The organism is Allobosea sp. (genome assembly GCF_017308075.1).
Classification (GTDB): domain Bacteria; phylum Pseudomonadota; class Alphaproteobacteria; order Rhizobiales; family Beijerinckiaceae; genus Allobosea.
In genome coordinates this window covers 1-19259 of the sequence record NZ_JAFKFX010000027.1, presented here as the reverse complement: position 1 = coordinate 19259, position 19259 = coordinate 1, and the positions used below count along the sequence as shown (strand labels likewise).

Below are 19259 nucleotides of genomic sequence, written 5' to 3'. Positions count from 1 at the left end.
TTTTCCCAAGGACTTTTCAGATGACCCAATCCGTTGTTTCCGCTTCCTTGCAGGCTAGGCTGGCGGCGCGTTCCGGCGCCTTCACCGGCCCGACGGCCAACCTCGCCCCCGGCTGCGTCCAGGCCAATCTCGCCATCCTGCCGCGCGAGCTCGCCTATGATTTCCTGCTGTTCTGCCAGCGCAACCCGAAGCCCTGTCCGCTGGTCGGCGTCTCCGAAGTCGGCGACCCGTTCCTGCCGGTGCTCGGGCACGACCTCGACATCCGCAGCGACCTGTCGCGCTACCGCGTCTGGAAGAAGGGCGAGCTCGTCGACGAGCCGACCGATATCCGCGACATCTGGCGCGATGATCTCGTCTCCTTCCTGATCGGCTGCTCCTTCTCCTTCGAGGAGGCGATGCTGGCGGCGGGCCTGTCGGTCCGGCATATCGAGCAGGGCAGCAATGTCCCGATGTACCGCACCTCGATCCCGACCAATCCGGCGGGGCGCTTCTCCGGGCCGCTGGTCGTCTCAATGCGGCCGCTGAAGCCGGCCGATGCGATCCGCGCGGTCCAGATCACCTCGCGCTTCCCCTCGGTCCACGGTGCGCCGGTCCATCTCGGCGATCCCGCCCAGATCGGCATCGCCGACATCGCCAAGCCCGATTACGGCGACGCGGTCGAGATCCGGCCGGGCGAGATCCCGGTCTTCTGGGCTTGCGGCGTCACTCCCCAGGCGGTGATCGCCAGCATCCGCCCGGATTTCTGCATCACCCATGCGCCGGGCCATATGCTGGTCACCGACGTGCCGAACGGCTCGCTCGCCATCGGCTGAGGCCGAGCACACCTGGAGTAGGGCGGGGGCGCCTTGCACCTCGCCCAAGAATCTGCCGCCTGGCGAAGCAGGGCGCCGTTTGCATTGGCCAGGTTCCGCCGGCGGCAGTAGGCCGCGCTGCCGTACGAAGTGTCGATCGGCAGGGCCCCGGTCCCCGACCCTCATACGGCGATGCGGGCCGATCGCCTTGCTTGCATCCCGACCTGCCGGGACGCGCTTTGCCGATTGACAAGGTGTACAATTTCGAGTTGCATTAAAGGCGCGAAACAAGCGTAAAATTGTATCTGCGGTGACTTGGCCCGGACTTCGGGGACGCCTTGCCTCGACATGGCAGGCTCGTCACGCGTCCCGGCTGTATCGGCTTGCTATCGGTCAATCCACTGTGCGCGGGGGGCGACATGGCTGGTTTGCTGGTCAAGGTGCGCGGCGACGCAAAGGCTTTCCAGAAACAGGCCGCCGCCGCCGGGCCTGTGGTCGAGCTGATCCTGACGGTGCCGGCGGCGGCCACGGGGCGAGGCGTCGCCGCGAGCGGCCAATCGACCTGGTTCAAGATCGGCGCAGGCATTTCGGCGGAAAACGCCTGGGACGATGCGCATGCCATATTGGGCAATGCCGCAGGGTTCGGCGCCTCGGACTCGGCGCAGATCGAGGCCGTCGAGCCCGAAATCGAGCAGAAATGGCTTGCCGAGAGTCCCGGCGACGCGGCGCGAGCCGGAGCCCTGCGCGGCGCAGCGGCCAATCTCTGCGCATTCGACGACCAGGACGGCGGCGGCGGCAAAGCCGTTGTCCCGCGCCGCGTCGCCTGGAACCTCGACGATGATTTCAGCCGGCTCAGCCGGGCCCGCGACAAGGTCGGGACGGCGCAGCAGAAGATCCGCATCGCCCATCTCGACACGGGCTACGATCCCGATCACGTCACCTTGCCCCGCCATCTGCTGACGGCCTTGCAGGCGAATTTCGTCGCCGGCGAGGACCCCAAGGACGCGGTCGACCGGATTCCGCCCGGTGGGTCGCCCTTCGCCAATCCCGGCCACGGGACCGGCACGCTTTCGCTCCTGGCCGGCAATCGGATCAACAAGCCGCCGGGTTTCCCGGGTTTTGAGGATTTTCTCGGTGGCGCCCCGCTCGCGGAGATCATCCCGATCCGGATTGCCGACTGGGTCGTACGCTTCACCACGGGCACGATCGTGCAGGGCATCGAGCATGCCCGCCGCAACGGCGCGCATGTGCTGTCGATGAGCATGGGCGGGGTGACCTCCCAGGCGCTGACCGATGCGGTGAATCTCGCCTATGACGAGGGTCTGCTGCTCGTCACTGCCGGCGGCAACAATATTTCCGGGGCGCCGAGCCCGAAAACCATCGTCTATCCCGCACGCTACAAGCGCGTCATCGCCGCCTGCGGCGTGATGGGGGACGGGCGCGCCTATACAGGGCTCTCTCCCTTCACCATGCAGGGCAATTTCGGGCCGCGCGAGAAGATGGACACCGCGATCGGCGCCTACACGCCGAACGTCCCCTGGGCCCAGATCCATTGCGGCGGGATCGTCGACATGAACGGCGCCGGCACTTCGGCGGCGACGCCGCAGGTCGCGGCGGCAGCGGCCCTCTGGCTGGCGTATCATTGGGCGGTCGTCAAAGCCTATCCGAAGGCCTGGATGCGGATCGAGGCCACGCGCAAGGCGCTGTTCGAAGCGGCCGCCAAGAGCACTGCGCGCATGGATGTGGCCGAGACCTTCGAAAAGATCGGCCAGGGCGTACTGAATGCCGAAGCGGCGCTCGCGATCGCGCCGGCGCGCGCCGGCGATCTGACCAAGCTGCCGCCCTCCGATCCGAGCTGGCCCTGGCTCAGCCTGCTCTTCGGTCAGGGCGGCGTCGAACTCGCGGCCGGGGCGGATCAGAGGCGCCGGGCCATGTTTGCTCTGGAGCTGACGCAGATGGCCCAGCGTGTCGCGGCGGTCGAGCAGGCGCTGCCCTCGCCGGAACGCCCCGTGGACGCGATCGGTCCGGCCGAACGGAACCGCTATCTCGAAGCGGCGCTCGACGCCGGCAATCCCTCCAAGGCCCTGCGGGCCGAGCTGGAGCAGCATCTCGGACGGCAGGCGGCTGCGGCTCCCGCTGCCGCGCCGGCACGCGTCCACCGCATTCGCCGCAAGATCGTCGAACCGGGCGCGCCGCCGCGCCGGCTTCGCGTCTTCGCGCTCGACCCCAGCATGGCCAAGCGGCTCGACACGCTGCCAGTCAACGAGACCGTGCTCACGCTGCCCTGGGACGATCATCCCGAGGCCGGCGCAGATGCGCCCGGTCCGCTCCGGCCCGGCCCGGTCGGGGAGTATCTCGAGGTCGTCGATATCGATCCGGCTTCCGGCAAGGCCTATGATCCGATCGATCTCAACCATCCTTGGCTGCTCGCGCAGAACGGCGTGGCCCCTTCCGAGGGCAATCCGAAGTTCCACCAGCAGATGGTCTATGCGGTTGCCATGAAGACCATCGGCGCCTTCGAGAAGGCGCTCGGGCGCCGGGCGCTCTGGGCGCCTCTGCGCCGGCGCAAGGCCGATGGCAGCTATGTCGGCGAATTGCCGGTGCGCCGGCTGCGCATCTATCCCCATGCGCTGCGTGCGGCGAACGCCTATTACAGCCCGGACAAGGTGGCGCTGCTCTTCGGCTATTTCCCGGCCGCGTCGAAACAGGGCGATGCCACCGCGCCCGGCAGCATGATCTTCAGCTGCCTGTCCAGCGACATCATTTCGCATGAGATGTCGCATGCCTTGCTCGACGGACTGCATCGCCGCTTCCAGGAGAATTCCAATCCCGACGTCGCGGCCTTCCATGAGGGCTTTGCCGACATCGTCGCGATCTTTCAGCATTTCACCATTCCCGAGCTCGTGCGTTTCGAGATCGGAAGGGCGCGCGGTCGTCTGAATGCGGCGACCATGCTGGCCGGTCTCGCCGCCCAGTTCGGCGAGGGGCGCGGCATCGGCGGCGCCTTGCGGAACTATCTCGGCGAGGAGACCAGGTCACGGCGCTACGCCACGACGACGGAGCCGCACGACCGCGGCGAGATCCTGGTTCTGGCGGTCTACGACGCCTTCCTCGCGATCGTGCAGCGCCGCACCGCCGATCTCATCCGGCTCGCTACGGGCGGCTCGGGAATCCTGCCCTCCGGCGCATTGCATCCGGATCTGGTCGATCGGCTCGGCGACGAGACCTGCAAGGCGGCCGATCAGGTCCTGCGCATGTGCATTCGCGCGCTCGACTACTGCCCGGCCGTCGACATCACCTTCGAGGAATATCTGCGCGCGATTATCACCGCGGATGTCGACCTCGTTCCTGACGATCCCTTCGGATACCGTGTCGCCTTCATGGAGGCCTTCCGCGCGCGTGGCATCCCGATGCGCAGCGTGCGGACCGTGTCCACGGAGAGCCTGACCTGGAACACGCCCGAGATCAACGATCCGCCCTGGGTGGCGAAGGCGTTCGCCGGGATCGATTTCGACCTGGAGCGGCGCGCGAGCCATCACGAGCTCGTCCTCGCCAACGAGGATAATCGCTGGACGCTCTGGCGTATGCTGGATCAGGCCTTCGCCGCCGATCCGGAGGCCTGTCGTGATCTCGGGCTCGAGCCGAAGCTTCCGCGCTTCGACGCGCATGGCAGGATCGCGAGCCCGGCCAAGAGCGCGACCACGTTCGAGGTCTTCAGCGTTCGCCCGGCGCAGCGGATCGGACCGGATGGCACTTTGCAGCGCACCATCGTCGCCGTCGTGCATCAACGTCGCCCCGTGCCCTTCGATGGTAAGGACGTGGCGAACGGCTTCTTCTGGTTCCGCAGCGGCGCGACGCTGATCCTCGATGCCAATGGCGGCAAGCCGGTCATTCGCTATGCCGTGGTCAAGAACGCCGACAGTCAGCGCCGCCTCGAAGAGCAGATGCGCATGGAAACCGGGGGCGGGCCGGCATCGCTGCGGTCGCTCTATTTCGGCGGCTTGGACCGCGAGCCCTTCGCCATGATGCACGCCGAACGCGGGGAGCACGACCATGGCTAGGGCGCAGCGAAAGGCCGCAGCAAGCGAGCCGGGCCATGGCTCGGCTTCCGGGGCCGCTGCCGCTTCGGCGGCGCACGGCTTTACCGTCAGGCATTATTGCCAGGGCATTGGCGATTGCCATCTTCTGAGCTTCCCGCGGGAGGATGGCGGACGCTATTTCGTGCTGATCGATTGCGGCGTCCATTTCCTCGTCAAGGGCGGCGCCGACACAATGCGCGAGGTGGTCGCCGATATCGCTCGGACGACCAGGCGCATCGATCTCCTGGTGGTGACCCATGAGCACATGGATCATGTGTCGGGGTTCGTCAGCGCGGCCGAGGCTTTCAAGGGCATCCATGTCGAGGATGTCTGGTTCGCCTGGACGGAGGATCCGAACGATCCGATGGCGCGCGAGCTCGACCGATATAAGGGCCGGGCGATGGCGGCCCTGCAGGTCGCGGGCGCAAGATTGGCGGGGCTGAGCCGGCCCAGCGCCCATCTCGACGCACTCGGCAAATGCCTCGCCCAGGTCATGGGCTTCTATTTCGGCGCGGCGGGCGACAATGTCCGCAGGGCCCGCAACGCCGCGCGCGACCTGGCGAAGGGCAAGGTCAGCTATCGGCAGCCGGGGGAAGGGCCGCTGGCCCTTCCGGGCGTCGCCGGTATCAAGGTCTATGTTCTGGGGCCGCCGCGCGAGCCTGCCCTGATCCGGGTGGAGGAGCGCGCCAGCGAGCTCTACGGTCTGGCCGGCGGTATCGGCATGGCGCAGGCCCTGCTGGGCTGCTCGGCCGGCGGCGACGGCGTTGCCGAGGACGATGGCTCGCCCTTCGATCCTGAAATCGGCTGGCCGCTCGCCGAGATCCTACCGCTGGCGGGAGGCGCCAAGCCGCCGAAACCCGCCGAGCTGCCGGATCGCCGAGCCGCTGCGCTGGTCGATCTGCTCCACGCCCATTATGCCGGGCCGGCGGCGCAGGGCCGGGGGAAGCAGGCGCCCGCCGCCGACCAGTCCTGGCGGCGGATCGACGGCGACTGGCTCGGCGTCTCGGCCGATCTGGCATTGCAGCTGGATCGCGGCGTGAACAATACCAGTCTGGTGCTGGCATTCGAGTTCGGCGATCGCCGGGTCGCGCTGTTCGTCGGCGACGCCCAGGTCGGCAACTGGCTTTCCTGGCAGGGTCTGGAATGGCAGGACGGGGCCGTCACTGGGCCGGACCTGCTGAAGCGCACCGTCTATCTGAAGGTCGGGCACCATGGCAGCCACAACGCGACCTTGAAGGCCAAGGGGCTGGAGTTGATGAACGATCCCGACTTCTCGGCCTTCATCCCGGTGAACGAGGCCGACGCCAAGGATATCGGCTGGACGGAAATGCCGTTCGCCGAGATCATCGACGCGCTCAAGCGCCGCGCGGGCGGTCGCGTGGTGCGTGCGGACGAACCCTGGCTGGCGAGTGGCGCGATCCCCGCGGCATTGGCCGGCAGCGGCTCCCTGCGGGCAGCACGCTGCAAGCCTGGCCTATGGGTCGAATTCGACATCGCCTGACCGGGGCGGCGGCGAACCGACGAAATTGCCCTTCGGGCTCGCGCAGTCGCTCCGTTCGACCGGCTGCGAACGGGCGTAAGGCGCGCTATCGGCGCGAAGGCGTCGTGCTCATGAACTCCCAGGTATGGTCGAAGGAACGGACGCCCGCCTGCGAGCCGAGCCCGGTCGCGTTGAGGGCCGAGGTTGCCTGGGCGAAGCGCACCGCGACCTCCGGCTCCATCTCGCGGCAGAGCGCCACCGCCATGCCGGCATTGAACGCATCGCCGCAGCCGCAGGTGCATTTGACCGCAATGTCGAAGGCCGGAACGCGGAAGCTCGTCCCATCGGCATGGTGATAGGAAGCGCCTTCTGCCCCCAGCGTGAAGATGCAGCATCGCGTGCCATAGTCGAAGAACTGGCTGGCCATGTCGGACAGGTCCCGACGGCCGGTCAGCGCCATGGCCTCCTCGACCGAGGGCATGAAATAGTCGGTATGGGGCAGGACGCGTGCGACCGCCGGCAGATCCTCGGGCGAGCCGGCGAAGACATCGACCGTGGTCACCGCGCCGGCCTGCTTGGCGCGCTGCAGCAGCCGGGCATTCTGGGCCGGATCCATTTTGTCCATCAGGCCGACGCCGCCGAGATGGACGATGCGCGCCTCGCAGACCGTCCCGAACGCTGCATCCGCGACGTAGAAGTCGCCCGTCGCCCCCTTCATATGCAGAGCGGGGCGCGAGCCGTCCCTGCGCGTCGTGACGATCGAGGACGAAGTCCTGGCACCGGCGATCTGCTGCATGCCGGAGATATCGACGCCGAACGCGCCCAAGCGCTCCAGCACCCAATGCCCCATCAGATCATCGCCGACGCCGCCGACCGCGAGGCAGGACAATCCCATCTTCGCGGCCGCGATCGCCGCGGTGCCGGCAGCACCCGACACGGCAAGCGTCAGCTCGTCGAGGAAGAAGGTGCCGCCGCCATCGGGGACCGCATCGAATGGCCAGCCGAGACAATCGAAAGTGTAGAAGCCGATCGAGGCGTAATCGTACTTCATCGGCCGCCATCCGCTGCCGCGATCGAGGGGGCGTCACTGCGAGGCTGGGCCGCATAGGCGCCCTCGGCAAGGCGAGCAGCGGCGATGCCGTCATTGGAGGTCGAAATCCGCATGGCCGTTCCTGCCCGCCGCCCCGACGTATCGGGCGGATTGTTGCGGACTTTTATGTCATATGAAGATCATATGTTCAAATGTATACGAGGCGGAATTGTGCTGCTCCAGCAGGTCGTTCCGGCCTGCGGCGCGAGGCCGGAGACGTGTCGGATCTGATACCGCGGCGCCATCTCCGGCACTGCGGGGGAAGAATGAGACAGGTCCGTTTGGCCGCATCGCGGAGCGGAACGGGGCCGACTGACAACCGCCGAAATCGGCAGGAGCCGAGCTCGGCATGAATGGAGAAACCATGGCCAGGAACGCGCGTCCCAAGCTCACCAAGTTCCAGGCCGACCAGAACGAGCTCAAGCTCAAGGCCGCCTGGCTCTATTTCGTCGAAGGGCACACGCAGGAGCAGGTCGCCGAGCAGATCGGCACGAGCCGGATCAAGGCCCTGCGCCTGCTCGCCGCGGCGCGCGAGGACGGCACGGTCAATATCTCGATCAATTCGCAGGCCGAATCGATCTTCGCGCTGCAGCGTCAGCTCGAACGCCATCTCAAACTGACCCAGGTTGTGGTGGTCCCGGCCAGCGCCCAGAGCGAGGCCAGCATCGCCGCCGTCGTCGGTCATGCGACCGGGCAATACATCTCGCAGCAGCTCTTCGCCGGTGCCACGGTCGCTGTCGGCTGGGGCGCGACGCTGAAAATCTGCATGCAGGCGCTCGCCTGGCGCGAGATCGAGGAGATGACGGTCGTGTCGCTGCTCGGCGGACTGACCAACGCCACCGCCGACAACCCGTCCGCAGTGTCCTGGCGGCTCGCCGATTTCTACAAGACCAAGCTCTATCAAATCGCTGCGCCGGTTTTCGTGCCGAGCTCCGAGCTTGCCAGAGAGCTCTGGGCGATCGCCGGGTTCCAGGAACTGCGCGAAAGGGCGCAGCGCAGCGATATCGCGCTGATCAGCGTCGGCAGCCTCGGCGAGGAAGCCTCGATCTTCCGGCGCGGCATCCTCGACAAGGCCGAGCTGAAGAGCCTGGCGGCGGCCGGGGCCGTCGGCGACGTACTCTGTCATTTCGTCGACGCCGAGGGGCGGCTCGTCGATCACCCGGTCAACCGGCGCGTCATGGCCGTCAGCCCGGCTGACCTGCACGGCGTCGGCACCGTCGTGATCTCCTCCGGAGGGGAGCGCAAGGCGCAGGCGATCCGGGCCGGCATCGCGGCGACCGAAGCGTCGGTCCTGATCACCGACACTTCAGCAGCAGGAGCGCTGCTCGATCTCGAGCCCCTGTAGCGGGCGCTTCTCGCTTCACCGGGGCCGATCGCTCCGGGCATCGGCGGCTCGCCAGGAGCCGCGAGCCCTCCGAGTTCACACCAGCATCGCCATCGGCTTCTCGATATAGCCCTTGAAGGCCTGGAGCAGCTCGGCGCCGAGCGCGCCGTCGACAGCGCGGTGGTCGGTCGAGAGCGTCACCGACATCACCGTCGCGACCGCGAGCTGGCCGCCCTTGACCACGGCGCGCTGCTCGCCGGCGCCGACCGCCAGGATCGTCGCATGCGGCGGGTTGATCACCGCGGCGAAATCCTTGATCCCGAACATGCCGAGATTGGAGACCGCGGTGGTACCGCCCTGGTATTCTTCGGGCTTCAGCTTGCGCGCCTTGGCGCGGGCCGCGAAATCCTTCATCTCGTTGGAGATCTGGCTCAGCGTCTTGTGGCAGGCGTCGCGCACGATCGGGGTAATCAGCCCGCCGGGGATCGAGACCGCGACGCCGACATCGGCATGCTTGTGCTTCAGCATCGCGCCATCGGTCCAGGAGACATTGGCGTCCGGCACGGCCCGCAGCGCCAGGGCGAGCGCCTTGATCACCATGTCGTTGACCGAGAGCTTGTAGGCCGGCTTGCCGTCCTTCTCCGGCGCCGCCGCATTGAGCTCGGCCCGCAGCTCCAGGAGCGCGTCGAGCTCGCAATCCAGCGTCACGTAGAAATGCGGGATGGTCTGCTTGGCCTCGGTCAGGCGGCGCGCAATCGTCTTGCGCATCCCGTCATGCCGGATCTCCTCGTAGGAGCCCGGCGCGAACAGTTTCTTGACCTGCTCATCCGAGGGGCCGGCGGCGAGCGGCGCGGAAGCGGGCTTCGCCGCAGCGGGCGCGGCCGGCGTTGGGACACTTGTCTGGGGGACAAGTGCACTGGCGAGCTTCGCTGCCGTGACGTCCCTTTCGAGGATGCGGCCATGCGGGCCGGAGCCCGCGATCGAGGCCAGGTCGAGACCGGCTTCGCGCGCGATACGGCGCGCGAGCGGGGTCGCGCGCACATCGCCGCAACAGGCCGGGACGGTCGCCGCCGACGCCGGCGGCGCGCCCGGCAAGGCGTCCGCAGGCTCCGCCTCCGTCGGTGCTGCCTGAGCCGGCTGGGCGATCTCGGCCAAGGCCGGTGCCCCCGCCGTGCCATGGGCCTCGCCCTCCCGATAGATCCAGGCGACGGCGGCGCCGACCGCGATGTCGACGCCTTCCTTGCCGGTGATGTCGCGCAGCACGCCGCTCGCCGGCGCGTCGATCTCCATCGCCGCCTTGTCGGTCTCGATCTCGAAGAGCACGTCGCCCTTCTCGACCTTCGCACCCTCCGCGAAGAACCATTTCGAGATGCGCCCGGTCGCCATGTCCATGTCGACCTTGGGGAGGATGACCTCGACCGGCATGATCAGCGCACTCCGCGCACGAGGTCGCGCGCCGCGGCGACGATGCCCGGCACCTGCGGCACCGCGGCCTTCTCGAGCTCGGGGTTGTAGGGAATCGGCGTCTCGGCGCCGCCGAGCCGCACGATCGGCGCGTCGAGCCGGTCGAAGGCCTCGCTCTCGGCGATCATCGCGCTGATCTCGGCGCCGATGCCGAGGGTCTTCACGCCCTCATAGACGCAGAGCAGCCGGTGGGTCTTGATGACGCTGGCGATGATCGTCGCATTGTCCATCGGCCGGATGCTGCGCAGATCGACGACCTCGACATCGATGCCCTCGGCGGCCAGGGTCTCGGCCGCTTCCAGAGCCTTGTGGACCATGATCGAGGTGGCGACGATGGTCAGGTCCGTGCCGCTGCGGCGGATCGCGGCCTTGCCGATCGGCACGGTGTAGTGCCCCTCCGGAACCGGCCCCTTCATCTTGTAGAGCAGCTTGTGTTCGAAGATCATCACCGGGTCGGGGTCGGCGACGGCCGCGAGCAGCATGCCCTTGGCGTCGTGCGGCGTTGCCGGCTGGATGACCTTGAGCCCCGGCACATGGCCGAGCCAGGCTTCGAGGCTCTGGCTGTGCTGCGCGGCAGCCCCGGTCCCCGAGCCGGCCGGGAAGCGCATCACGACCGGCACCGAAACGGCGCCGCCGAGCATGTAGCGCATCTTCGCCGCCTGGTTGACGATCTGCTCCATGGCGAGCGTGGCGAAATCCGAGAACTGGAATTCGAAGATCGGCCGCAGGCCGGTGACGGCTGCGCCGACCGCGACGCCGGCGCCGCCGAGCTCCGAGATCGGCGTGTCCATCACGCGCTCGGGCCCGAAGCGCTCGATCAGGTCGCCGGTGACCTGGAAGGCGCCGCCATAGACGCCGATATCCTCGCCCATCAGGACGACGCGCTCATCGGCTTCCAGCGCGATGGCCATCGCTTCCTGGATCGCCTGCGAATAGCTGAGTTCCCTGACCTCGGTGCTCATCACTGCTGTTCCGTGTAGACGTAGTCGGCGAGGTCGGCGGTTGCGGGTGCCGGGCTGGCCTTGGCGAATTCGATTCCCGCGTCGATCTCGGCGCGCACGGCCTGGCGCACCGCCTCGATCTCGGCGGGGCCGGCGATGCCGAGCTCGGTCAGCTGCGCCTCGAAGCGTGCGATCGGGTCGCGATTGGCCATCCAGTCGTCGATCTCGTCCTTGGTGCGATAGCGGTTGCGGTCGCTCTTCGAGTGGCCACGATGGCGGTAGGTCTTGCACTCGATCAGGCTCGGCCCCTCGCCGCGGCGGGCCCGCTCAACGGCTTCGTGGGAAGCCTGCGCAACGGCGGAGAGATCATTGCCGTCGACGATGACGCCGGGCATCGCATAGGCGGCGGCACGGTCGGCGATGTTCGGAACCGCGGTCGAGCGCTCTGTCGAGGTCGACATGCCGTAGCCATTGTTCTCGCAGACGAAGACGACCGGCAGCTTCCAGATCGAGGCCATGTTCAGCGCCTCGTGGAAGGCGCCCTCATTGTTGGCACCGTCTCCGAAGAACGAGACCGCGACCTTGCCGGTCCGCAGCCGCTTGGCGGTCAGCGCCGCTCCGACTGCGATCGGGATGCCGCCGCCGACGATGCCGTTGGCGCCGAGATTGCCGGTCGAGACGTCGGCGATATGCATCGAGCCGCCGCGACCGCCGCAATAGCCGGTGGTCTTGCCGAAGAATTCGGCGAACATCCGGCTGACATCGGCGCCCTTGGCGATGCAATGGCCATGGCCGCGATGGGTCGAGGTGATCTGGTCTTCGCGTACCAGCGGCAGGCAGATGCCGACGGCGCTTGCTTCCTGGCCGATCGAGAGATGCATGGTGCCGTGGATCAGCCCGCGCATATAGCTTTCCTCGGCCGCTTCCTCGAAGCGGCGGATCAGGTGCATGCGCCTGAGCGCGCCGAGCAGGTCCTCGCGCGGATAATGCCGGTAGAGGAAGGGCAGGTTGGTCGAGTCTGCCGTCGCGGAGGTGGTTGCCGGAGCGGTCATGGATCAGGCTTCCTTGCCGTGGACGAGGGCGTCCTGCCGGGCGCGCAGGATGGCGAGCTTCGAGCCGGGCGCGACGGCGGCGTTCGCATAGGTCAGCATCTCGCCCTTGCGGATCGGCGCGGTGACCGTGCCGCCCTGCAGCATGCCGCAGGGAATGGCGCGCGCGGTGCGTGCCTCTTCGGCCGTCATGATCCAGGCGCGGTAGCAATACTCGCCGATGGCATCGAGCCGGTCGCCGGGCTTCAGGTCCTTCTTGGCGACGGCGCAGACCTCGGCAACCGGCCGGGCGAGCGGCACCATGTCCGGCTTGCCATAGAGCACGACGCGGGCGCAGGTCAGCGGCACTTCCAGCGAGGTCAGGTGATAGGGCCGGTGGAAGGTGAAGTACGGGCCCTTGCCCATCTTCAGATCTTCCATGCGCTCCGAGATCCTGGGATGCGACATGTCGGCGACGACGAAGACGCCGGGCGCCACACCTTTGCCGATCGAATAATCGACGACGCCGACACGCGAGAGCACGCCGCCATCCTTCTGCGGGATCAGGGTCGAGGAGAGCTGGTCGAGCGTCGCCGCGGGGCCGTGCATGCCGGGCTTGTCCGGAACGAGGCCGGTCGCGTTGGCGATCGCCGCCATCTCGACCATGGTCTTCGAGCCGTCGACGAACTCGACGAGCATGCGCACGTTCATGTTCCGACGCGCGGCCTCCTCGGCATAGTCGTCGGGCACGGCGTCGAAATTGAGCGGGTTGTTCTTGCCCTTGCCGGCCGCGACGATCGGGTGCCCCATCGCCGTGACGAACTCGATCAGCTCCATGCAGGAAGAGGGCTCGTCGCCGGCGCCGAGCGAATAGGTGACGCCGAGCCGGTCGGCCTCGCTCTTCAGATAGGCGCCGATGGTGACGTCGGCCTCGACATTCATCATCACCAGATGCTTGCCGTGCTCCATCGCGGCGAGGCCGATCTCGGCGCCGACGGAGGGAACACCGGTCGCGTCGATCACGACGTCGATCAGGCCGCTGTTGAGGATCAGGTTGGAATCGCCGGTGACAGCGACCTTGCCGGCCTCCATCGCCGCATTGAGCTCGGACTGGCCGGAGGCGTCGCGATAATGACCCTCCTCCTGATAGGCGATGTCGACGGCCTTGCGCGCCGCTGGCAAGTTGAGGTCGCAGATCGCGCCGACCGTCACGCCCGACATATGGGCGACGCGGGTGACGATGTCGGTGCCCATCTCCCCAGAACCGATGAGCCCGATGCGGACCGGGCGGCCACTATCGGCGCGGGCCAGGAGATCGCGTGCCAAGCCGGTCGGTGCGACGTTGATGCCCATCCAGTTTCTCCCGTTGCGAGCGTCCGGCCGGTCAACGGCCAAAACGGTCAATGCACATTTGTTACAATTAAAGGCGATATGTTCAGAGTTTAGCAGGCCGGCCTTGTCCGCCGGTCCGGTCGGGCCGGGCGTCGCGCTTGCCAGCGCCAGCCGCCGCTCAGGCGACGGCGATGTCGTCCAGGAAGCTCGTCCCGATTTCCGTCGGCTCGACCGAGAAGATCTCGGCCACCGTCGCGGCGATGTCGGACAGGCTGTCGCGCATGAAGATGCCCTTCGGCTTGATGCCCGGCGTCCAGACCAGCAGCGGCGTGAACTCGCGCGTGTGCTTGTCATGGCCGATGGTCGGGTCGTTGCCATGATCGCCGGTGACGATCAGCAGGTCCCTTGAGCCCATCATCGCCATCATCTTGCCGATGCCCTCGTCGGCGAGGCGCAGGCAGGCGGCATAGCGCTCGGCGCTCTCGTCATGGCCGGCGAGATCGGTCTCCTGGATGTTGATTGCGATCAGCCCGGAATGGACGCGCGCCATCGATGCATAGGTCGCATCCAGCACCGGCCGGGTCAGGACATGCGGCTCCTTATGGGCGCCCTCGCAGGTGATGACGTCGGCGACCTTGCCGAGCAGCTCGACCTCGTAGCCGGCTTTCTTCAGGATCGTCGGCACCTGGACATCGGGCTTGGTGCCGCGTGTCAGATGCCGCACCACGTAATTGCTGGTGTAGAGCCCGAGCGCGACATTGTTGACGCCGCACTGGCCGGTCGACCGCCGCTCGGTGCAGCGCCGGATATCGGCGGCCCCGAAGCCGTAGCCGCCCATCGCCACGATGCGACGCACCCGGGCGACCGAGCGCAGGATCTCGCCGACCTTGACGATCTCCTCATAGGGCATGTCGTCGATCGAGCCGACGCAGTGATAGGTCTGCAGCGGATCGCTTTCGAGATTGTCGCCGCAGATCATCTTGCCGTCGACGAACAGCGCGGCGAGGCCTTCGCCCGCCGGCTCGACATGGTGTCCGGCCCGGCGCAGGGCAGCGGCGACGTCGTCGCGCACCACCTCGAACAGCTCCTCCGGCACATCCGGCACGCGCGAGCCCATGATCACCTGATGGCCGAGATAGGTGTCTGCGCCCTTGTAGCCGAGATTGCAGACGCCATGGACGGCGATCGGGTTCGGCTCGATGCGCAGCCCGGAATCGGGCGCGACCGTGCCGAGGCCGAGGCGCTCGAGATTGGGGAGGGAGAGCCCGCCCGCCGCCTGCACGACATGCTTCAGCGTGTTCGAGCCGACATCGTTCGGACGCACGAGATGCACGTCCGGCAGCGCGCCGAGGCCGAGCGCGTCGAGGACGAGGATGATGACCCTGTCGAAGGGCGCCTGGCTGTTCGTCATGGCGGTTGTCTTTCCGGCTTTCGTTCAGGCGGCTTCGGCGCTGCGCGCGAGCAGGTGGATGGTGTCTTGCTTGAAGCCGATGCCGACCGCGTCGCCCTCGCGGATCTTCCAGGGCTCGCCGAGGGCGGAGCGCGTCGCGGTGACCAGCGTATCGCCGACGCGCACGCGGTACTCGGTCTGGTCGCCGAGATACTCGACCTCCTCGACCTTGCCGGCGAGGCCCTGTCCCGGCTGCTGGAGCGTCACCGCCTCCGGCCGCACCAGCGCCAGCACCTCCTTCGGAAGGTCGGGCGCGGGCAGGGGTACGCGCGCCGCCATGCCGAGCGTCTCGATCTGTGCCTGCCCGTTCGCGGCGCTGGTGATCGTCGCCGGCAGGGCGTTCACCCGGCCGACGAACTGCGCCACGAACAGCGTCGCCGGGCGGGCATAGATCTCCTCCGGCGGGCCGATCTGCTCGATGCGCCCGCTCTTCATCACAGCGATCCGGTCGGAGAGGCTCATCGCCTCGTCCTGATCATGGGTGACGAAGAGCGCGGTGGTGCCGAGGCGCCGCTGCAGGCGCCGCAGCTCCGAGCGGACCTGGACCCTGAGCTTGGCGTCGAGATTGGAGAGCGGCTCGTCGAAGAGCAGCAGGTCCGGATGCATCACCAGCGCGCGGGCGACCGCGACGCGCTGCTGCTGGCCGCCGGAGAGCTGGCCCGGCAGGCGCGGGCCGTAATCCTCGAGTCCGACCGCCGCGAGCGCGGTCGCGACCTCGCTGCGCACCGTCTCCTGCGCCACCCGCCGCAGCCGCAGCGAATAGGCGACGTTCTCGAAGACGGTCATGTGCGGGAAGAGCGCGTAGTTCTGGAAGACCAGGCCGATGCGGCGATGATGCGCCGGCAGCCGGGCGATCGAGCGCTGGTCGAGCAGGATCTCGCCGGTCTCGAAATCCTCGAGGCCGGCGAGGGTGCGCAGCACCGTCGTCTTGCCGCAGCCGGAGGGGCCGAGCAGGGTGACGAATTCGCCGGGTGCGAGGTCGAGATTGAAATCGGTCACCACCGGCAGGCGGCGTCCGCCGCCGAGCGAATAGGACTTGTCGAGATTGCGGATGGCGAGAGCCTTCGCGGATGTCTTCTGCATGTCGATGCTCTACTTGTTTGCTTTATCGCGTTGTCTTGACGCGAACCGGTGTCCACTTCGCTCGAACATGCTCTAGCGGGTCTCGCGCCAGTCGCCGCCGAGCAGCCGCGGCACGCCATGGATGACGGCCAGAACCATCACCACCACGATGACGCTGAGGGCCGCCGCCTCGCCGACATCGCCGCGGTCCATCTGCGAAAGGATGGTCGGGGTGACGAGGGACCAGTGCGGCGAGACCACGAAGATGACGGCGCTGAGTGTCGTGACGCTGCGCGTGAACGAGAAGATCATGCCGGCGAGCAGGGCGGGCTGGATGATCGGCAGCAGCACGCGCCAGAGCGTCTGCCCGGAGGTCGCCCCCATGGTGGTCGAGGCTTCGTCGAGCGTCCGGTTGATCTGGTTGAGTGCCGCGACGCCCGAGCGGATGCCGTAGGGCAGCGAGCGGACGACGAAGGCGGCGACGATGATCGCAGCCGTGCCGGTCAGCAGCAGCGGCGGGCTGTTGAAGGCCAGGCCGAAGGCGAGGCCGATCACCGTGCCGGGAATGGCGAGCGGCAGGTTGGCGGTGAAATCGAGCAGCGAGCCGCCGCGCACCCTCGTGCGGGCCACGACCCAGGCGATCAGCACGCCGAGCATCACCGAGAGGAAGGAGGCGACGACGCCGAGGATCAACGTATCGAGCAGCGCGCCGCGCGACTTGGTCAGGGCCGCGACGAAATGCTTGGTGGTGAAGCCGTAATTGATGCCGAAGAGCTGCGTCGAGGCACCGGCCAGGATCGTCGCATATTGCAGGCAGATCACCAGGGTGATCGCGCCGACGAAGATCAGCGCCGCGATCTGCACGCCGCGATGGCGCACCTCGCGATGCCGGCTCGAACCCTTGGCGCCGACCGAGGCGAAGGACATGCGGGCGCTCAGCGCCTTGTGGGCGAAGAACATCAAGAGCGCCGGGATCAGCAGCAGCACCGCCAGGGCCGCGCCCTTCGGGATGTCGTACATGCCGATGATCGTCTGGTAGATCTGCGAAGAGAGCACCGGGAAGTCGCCGCCGAGCAGCAGCGGATTGCCGAGATCGGCGAAGGAATAGCTGAACATCAGCAGCATCGAGCCGGCGAGGCCCGGCACGAGCAGCGGCAGGCTGATCGTGCGCAGCACGTTCCAGCCATTGGCGCCCATGGTCGAGGCCGCCTCCTCCAGCGAGGCGTCGAGCCCGCGGAACAGGTTCAGCATCAGGAGATAGGCGAAGGGGAAATAGGAGATCAGCTGCGCGACCACGAGGCCGGTGAAGCCGTAGAGACCGGTGCTCTGCAGGCCGAGCAGCTCATGCGTGATCAGGCCGCGGCGGCCATAAAGCATGATCAGGCCGAGCGCCATCAGGATCGGCGGCGAGATCGTCGGCAGCAGGGCGAAGAAGTGCCAGAACCGCTTGCCGGGGATGGCGACGCGGGCGATCGCATAGGCATAGAGCGTCGCCAGGATGGTGCCGAGCACCGCGACGGTGGCGCCGAGCAGCAATGTGTTCCAGAAGACGGCGCGGTTGTAGGGGGCGGCGACCGTGCCGGCCAGCGCCTCGAGCGAGAACCGACCATCGACCGAGAACGCGCGGGCGAGCAGGTCGAGCATCGGATAGGCGGTGAAGATCAGGACGAAGGCGGCAACGCCGGGATAGACCAGATAGATGGTCCAGTCCCGGCCCTGCTTGCCCTCCGTCAGGCCCACGGGCGCAACGGAGCTCATAGACTCACTTTCTTCCGGCCAGAATTTCGTTCTGGAAGCGCGTGATGATCTTCTGGCGCGTGGCGGAAGCACCGGCCCAGGCGAAGTCGAAATCGATCAGCTTCGCGTTCGCGAACGGCTTCACGAGGTCGTGGACCTTGGCGTTCTTGTTGGTCGGCACGTCGAAATAGTCCGATGCGGCGAGGGTCTCCTGCGAGGCCGGAGTCACCGCCCAGTCGAGGAAGGCCTTGGCGGCTTCCGGCTCCGGTGCGTCCTTGAGCATCACCGCGCAAAACAGGTCGTAGCCCGTGCCCTCGGAAGGCAGCGTCATTTCGAGCGGGAAGCCCTTGTGCATGCTGCCGAGGATGTCATGGGCGAAGAGGATGCCGACGCCGACTTCGCCGCGCCCGACGAGCTGCGTCGGACCGATGCCGGAGCGGGTGTATTGCGAGACATTGGCGTTGAAGCGCTTGAGCCAGTCCCAGCCCTTCTCCTCGCCCATCACCTGCAGGATGGTGGCGAGGAAGACATAGCCGGTTCCGGAGGTGGCGGGGCTGCCGATGCAGATCTGGCCGGCGAATTCCGGCTTGGTCAGGTCCTCCCAGCTCGTCGGCGCCTTCAGCCCCTTCTCCTTGAGGAAGGTCTTGTTCGAGGCGATGCCGATGAAATCGACGTCGATGCCGGTCCAGTAGCCCTCGGGATCGACATATTTGGCCGGGATGTCCTCGACGCCCTTGGGCTTGTAGGGCTGCAGCAGCCCTTCGCTCTTCAGCGTCATCATCGAGGGCAGGCCGATGCCGTAGAGCACGCTGGCCTGGGGGCGGGCGCGCTCGGCCCGGATCCGGTTCACCGCCTCGCCGGCGGAGAGGCGCAGGAACGTCGTCGCGACCCCGGACTTCTGCTCGAAATCCTTCACCAGCGCGGCGCAAGTCGGCTCCGGCGGGCCCATATAGGCCGTCAGCTTCTTGGCCTGCGCCTGTGCGGGCAAGGAAGGCATGAGCGACGCGCCCAGCAGGCCGCCCGCAAACTGTCGGCGATTCAATTTCATCGTGACTCCTCCCGTGAACATTTTTATTTTTAAATGCATATTTGTTCAAACCTCGCCTTGTCAAGCAATGTGTGGCGGTGCGGCGCGTCTCGGTTCGGCCGTGATCACGCGTTCTGGAGCCTGCCTCGGGGGCATCGGAAGGCGCGGGGCCGACGGCGCCCGGCTGGCCACGGCGGCGGGCTGTGCCATGCAAGGCTTCGCGCGGCCTTGGACGGCGGTCGAGCCTCTTCCGAATGCGCTGCCGCACCGATCTCACCGCGATCGCGCCAGCCGATCAGCCCCCTATGAAGCCGGAGCAGCTTGAGATCGAGAAGCTGCGGCGGGAGGTAGCCAAGCTCAAGGCGGAGCGCGACATCCTAAAAAAGGCCGCAGCCTACTTCGCGAGGGAAGCGATATGAGGTTCGCTTTCATCGCGAGGCACCGTTCAATCTGG

The 19259-nt window shown here is 67.3% G+C and carries 13 protein-coding genes and 1 pseudogene; 5 read left to right on the top strand and 9 right to left on the bottom strand.

Annotated elements, in window-relative coordinates:
- The first annotated feature begins 20 nt into the window (after positions 1-20).
- The 3 genes from J0J10_RS08220 (at position 21) to J0J10_RS08210 (ending at position 6371) form a co-directional block, all read left to right on the top strand.
- Complete coding sequence (locus J0J10_RS08220) at positions 21-812, top strand: putative hydro-lyase (protein ID WP_291646043.1); 792 nt, start codon at positions 21-23, stop codon at positions 810-812.
- A gap of 398 nt (positions 813-1210) precedes the next feature.
- Entirely contained in the window at positions 1211-4852 is a 3642-nt protein-coding gene (locus J0J10_RS08215) for a S8 family serine peptidase (protein ID WP_291646042.1), read from the top strand.
- Positions 4845-6371 carry an MBL fold metallo-hydrolase gene (locus tag J0J10_RS08210; RefSeq protein ID WP_291646041.1) on the top strand — a complete coding sequence of 509 codons (1527 nt, stop codon included), beginning with the start codon at positions 4845-4847 and terminating at the stop codon, positions 6369-6371. Before J0J10_RS08215 ends, J0J10_RS08210 begins: the two co-directional genes overlap by 8 nt.
- An 85-nt stretch (positions 6372-6456) precedes the next feature.
- Here the strand turns inward: J0J10_RS08210 and J0J10_RS08205 are convergent, their stop codons facing one another.
- Positions 6457-7401, bottom strand: a complete 945-nt coding sequence (locus tag J0J10_RS08205; RefSeq protein ID WP_291646040.1) for a carbohydrate kinase family protein — start codon at positions 7399-7401, stop codon at positions 6457-6459.
- A gap of 403 nt (positions 7402-7804) precedes the next feature.
- Here J0J10_RS08205 and J0J10_RS08200 point away from each other — a divergent pair, with 403 nt between their 5' ends.
- On the top strand, positions 7805-8785 hold the full coding sequence (locus tag J0J10_RS08200; protein WP_291646039.1) for a sugar-binding transcriptional regulator: 981 nt from the start codon (positions 7805-7807) through the stop codon (positions 8783-8785).
- 75 nt (positions 8786-8860) lie between these two features.
- Here the strand turns inward: J0J10_RS08200 and J0J10_RS08195 are convergent, their stop codons facing one another.
- The 8 genes from J0J10_RS08195 to J0J10_RS08160 form a co-directional block, all read right to left on the bottom strand.
- Positions 8861-10189, bottom strand: a complete 1329-nt coding sequence (locus J0J10_RS08195; RefSeq protein ID WP_291646038.1) for a pyruvate dehydrogenase complex dihydrolipoamide acetyltransferase — start codon at positions 10187-10189, stop codon at positions 8861-8863.
- Positions 10190-10191: 2 nt separating this feature from the next.
- A complete protein-coding gene (locus tag J0J10_RS08190; RefSeq protein ID WP_291642647.1) occupies positions 10192-11190 on the bottom strand; it encodes an alpha-ketoacid dehydrogenase subunit beta in 999 nt (332 codons plus the stop codon).
- Entirely contained in the window at positions 11190-12221 is a 1032-nt protein-coding gene (locus J0J10_RS08185) for a thiamine pyrophosphate-dependent dehydrogenase E1 component subunit alpha (RefSeq protein ID WP_291646037.1), read from the bottom strand. Before J0J10_RS08185 ends, J0J10_RS08190 begins: the two co-directional genes overlap by 1 nt.
- A 3-nt stretch (positions 12222-12224) precedes the next feature.
- Positions 12225-13550: an NAD(P)H-dependent oxidoreductase gene (locus tag J0J10_RS08180; protein WP_291646036.1), complete on the bottom strand. Its 1326-nt coding sequence runs from the start codon at positions 13548-13550 to the stop codon at positions 12225-12227.
- 157 nt (positions 13551-13707) lie between these two features.
- Positions 13708-14940 (bottom strand): phosphopentomutase, encoded by a 1233-nt coding sequence (locus J0J10_RS08175; protein WP_291642640.1) that lies wholly within the window; start codon positions 14938-14940, stop codon positions 13708-13710.
- A gap of 24 nt (positions 14941-14964) precedes the next feature.
- Entirely contained in the window at positions 14965-16062 is a 1098-nt protein-coding gene (locus tag J0J10_RS08170) for an ABC transporter ATP-binding protein (protein ID WP_291642638.1), read from the bottom strand.
- A 72-nt stretch (positions 16063-16134) separates the two neighbouring features.
- On the bottom strand, positions 16135-17799 hold the full coding sequence (locus J0J10_RS08165) for an ABC transporter permease (protein ID WP_291646035.1): 1665 nt from the start codon (positions 17797-17799) through the stop codon (positions 16135-16137).
- A gap of 4 nt (positions 17800-17803) precedes the next feature.
- A complete protein-coding gene (locus J0J10_RS08160) occupies positions 17804-18775 on the bottom strand; it encodes an ABC transporter substrate-binding protein (RefSeq protein ID WP_291646034.1) in 972 nt (323 codons plus the stop codon).
- Positions 18776-19110: 335 nt separating this feature from the next.
- On the opposite strand from J0J10_RS08160, the pseudogene J0J10_RS08155 reads away from it, so the two are divergent.
- Positions 19111-19259 (top strand): annotated as a pseudogene (locus tag J0J10_RS08155) (IS3 family transposase); the annotation flags it as partial.

Coding starts and splice junctions, on each gene's coding strand:
- J0J10_RS08205 (WP_291646040.1), bottom strand. CDS start 7,401: ATGAAGTACGATTACGCCTCGATCGGCTTCTACACTTTCGATTGTCTC.
- J0J10_RS08220 (WP_291646043.1), top strand. CDS start 21: ATGACCCAATCCGTTGTTTCCGCTTCCTTGCAGGCTAGGCTGGCGGCG.
- J0J10_RS08165 (WP_291646035.1), bottom strand. CDS start 17,799: ATGAGCTCCGTTGCGCCCGTGGGCCTGACGGAGGGCAAGCAGGGCCGG.
- J0J10_RS08210 (WP_291646041.1), top strand. CDS start 4,845: ATGGCTAGGGCGCAGCGAAAGGCCGCAGCAAGCGAGCCGGGCCATGGC.
- J0J10_RS08160 (WP_291646034.1), bottom strand. CDS start 18,775: ATGCCTTCCTTGCCCGCACAGGCGCAGGCCAAGAAGCTGACGGCCTAT.
- J0J10_RS08170 (WP_291642638.1), bottom strand. CDS start 16,062: ATGCAGAAGACATCCGCGAAGGCTCTCGCCATCCGCAATCTCGACAAG.
- J0J10_RS08190 (WP_291642647.1), bottom strand. CDS start 11,190: ATGAGCACCGAGGTCAGGGAACTCAGCTATTCGCAGGCGATCCAGGAA.
- J0J10_RS08180 (WP_291646036.1), bottom strand. CDS start 13,550: ATGGGCATCAACGTCGCACCGACCGGCTTGGCACGCGATCTCCTGGCC.
- J0J10_RS08185 (WP_291646037.1), bottom strand. CDS start 12,221: ATGACCGCTCCGGCAACCACCTCCGCGACGGCAGACTCGACCAACCTG.
- J0J10_RS08200 (WP_291646039.1), top strand. CDS start 7,805: ATGGCCAGGAACGCGCGTCCCAAGCTCACCAAGTTCCAGGCCGACCAG.
- J0J10_RS08175 (WP_291642640.1), bottom strand. CDS start 14,940: ATGACGAACAGCCAGGCGCCCTTCGACAGGGTCATCATCCTCGTCCTC.
- J0J10_RS08215 (WP_291646042.1), top strand. CDS start 1,211: ATGGCTGGTTTGCTGGTCAAGGTGCGCGGCGACGCAAAGGCTTTCCAG.
- J0J10_RS08195 (WP_291646038.1), bottom strand. CDS start 10,189: ATGCCGGTCGAGGTCATCCTCCCCAAGGTCGACATGGACATGGCGACC.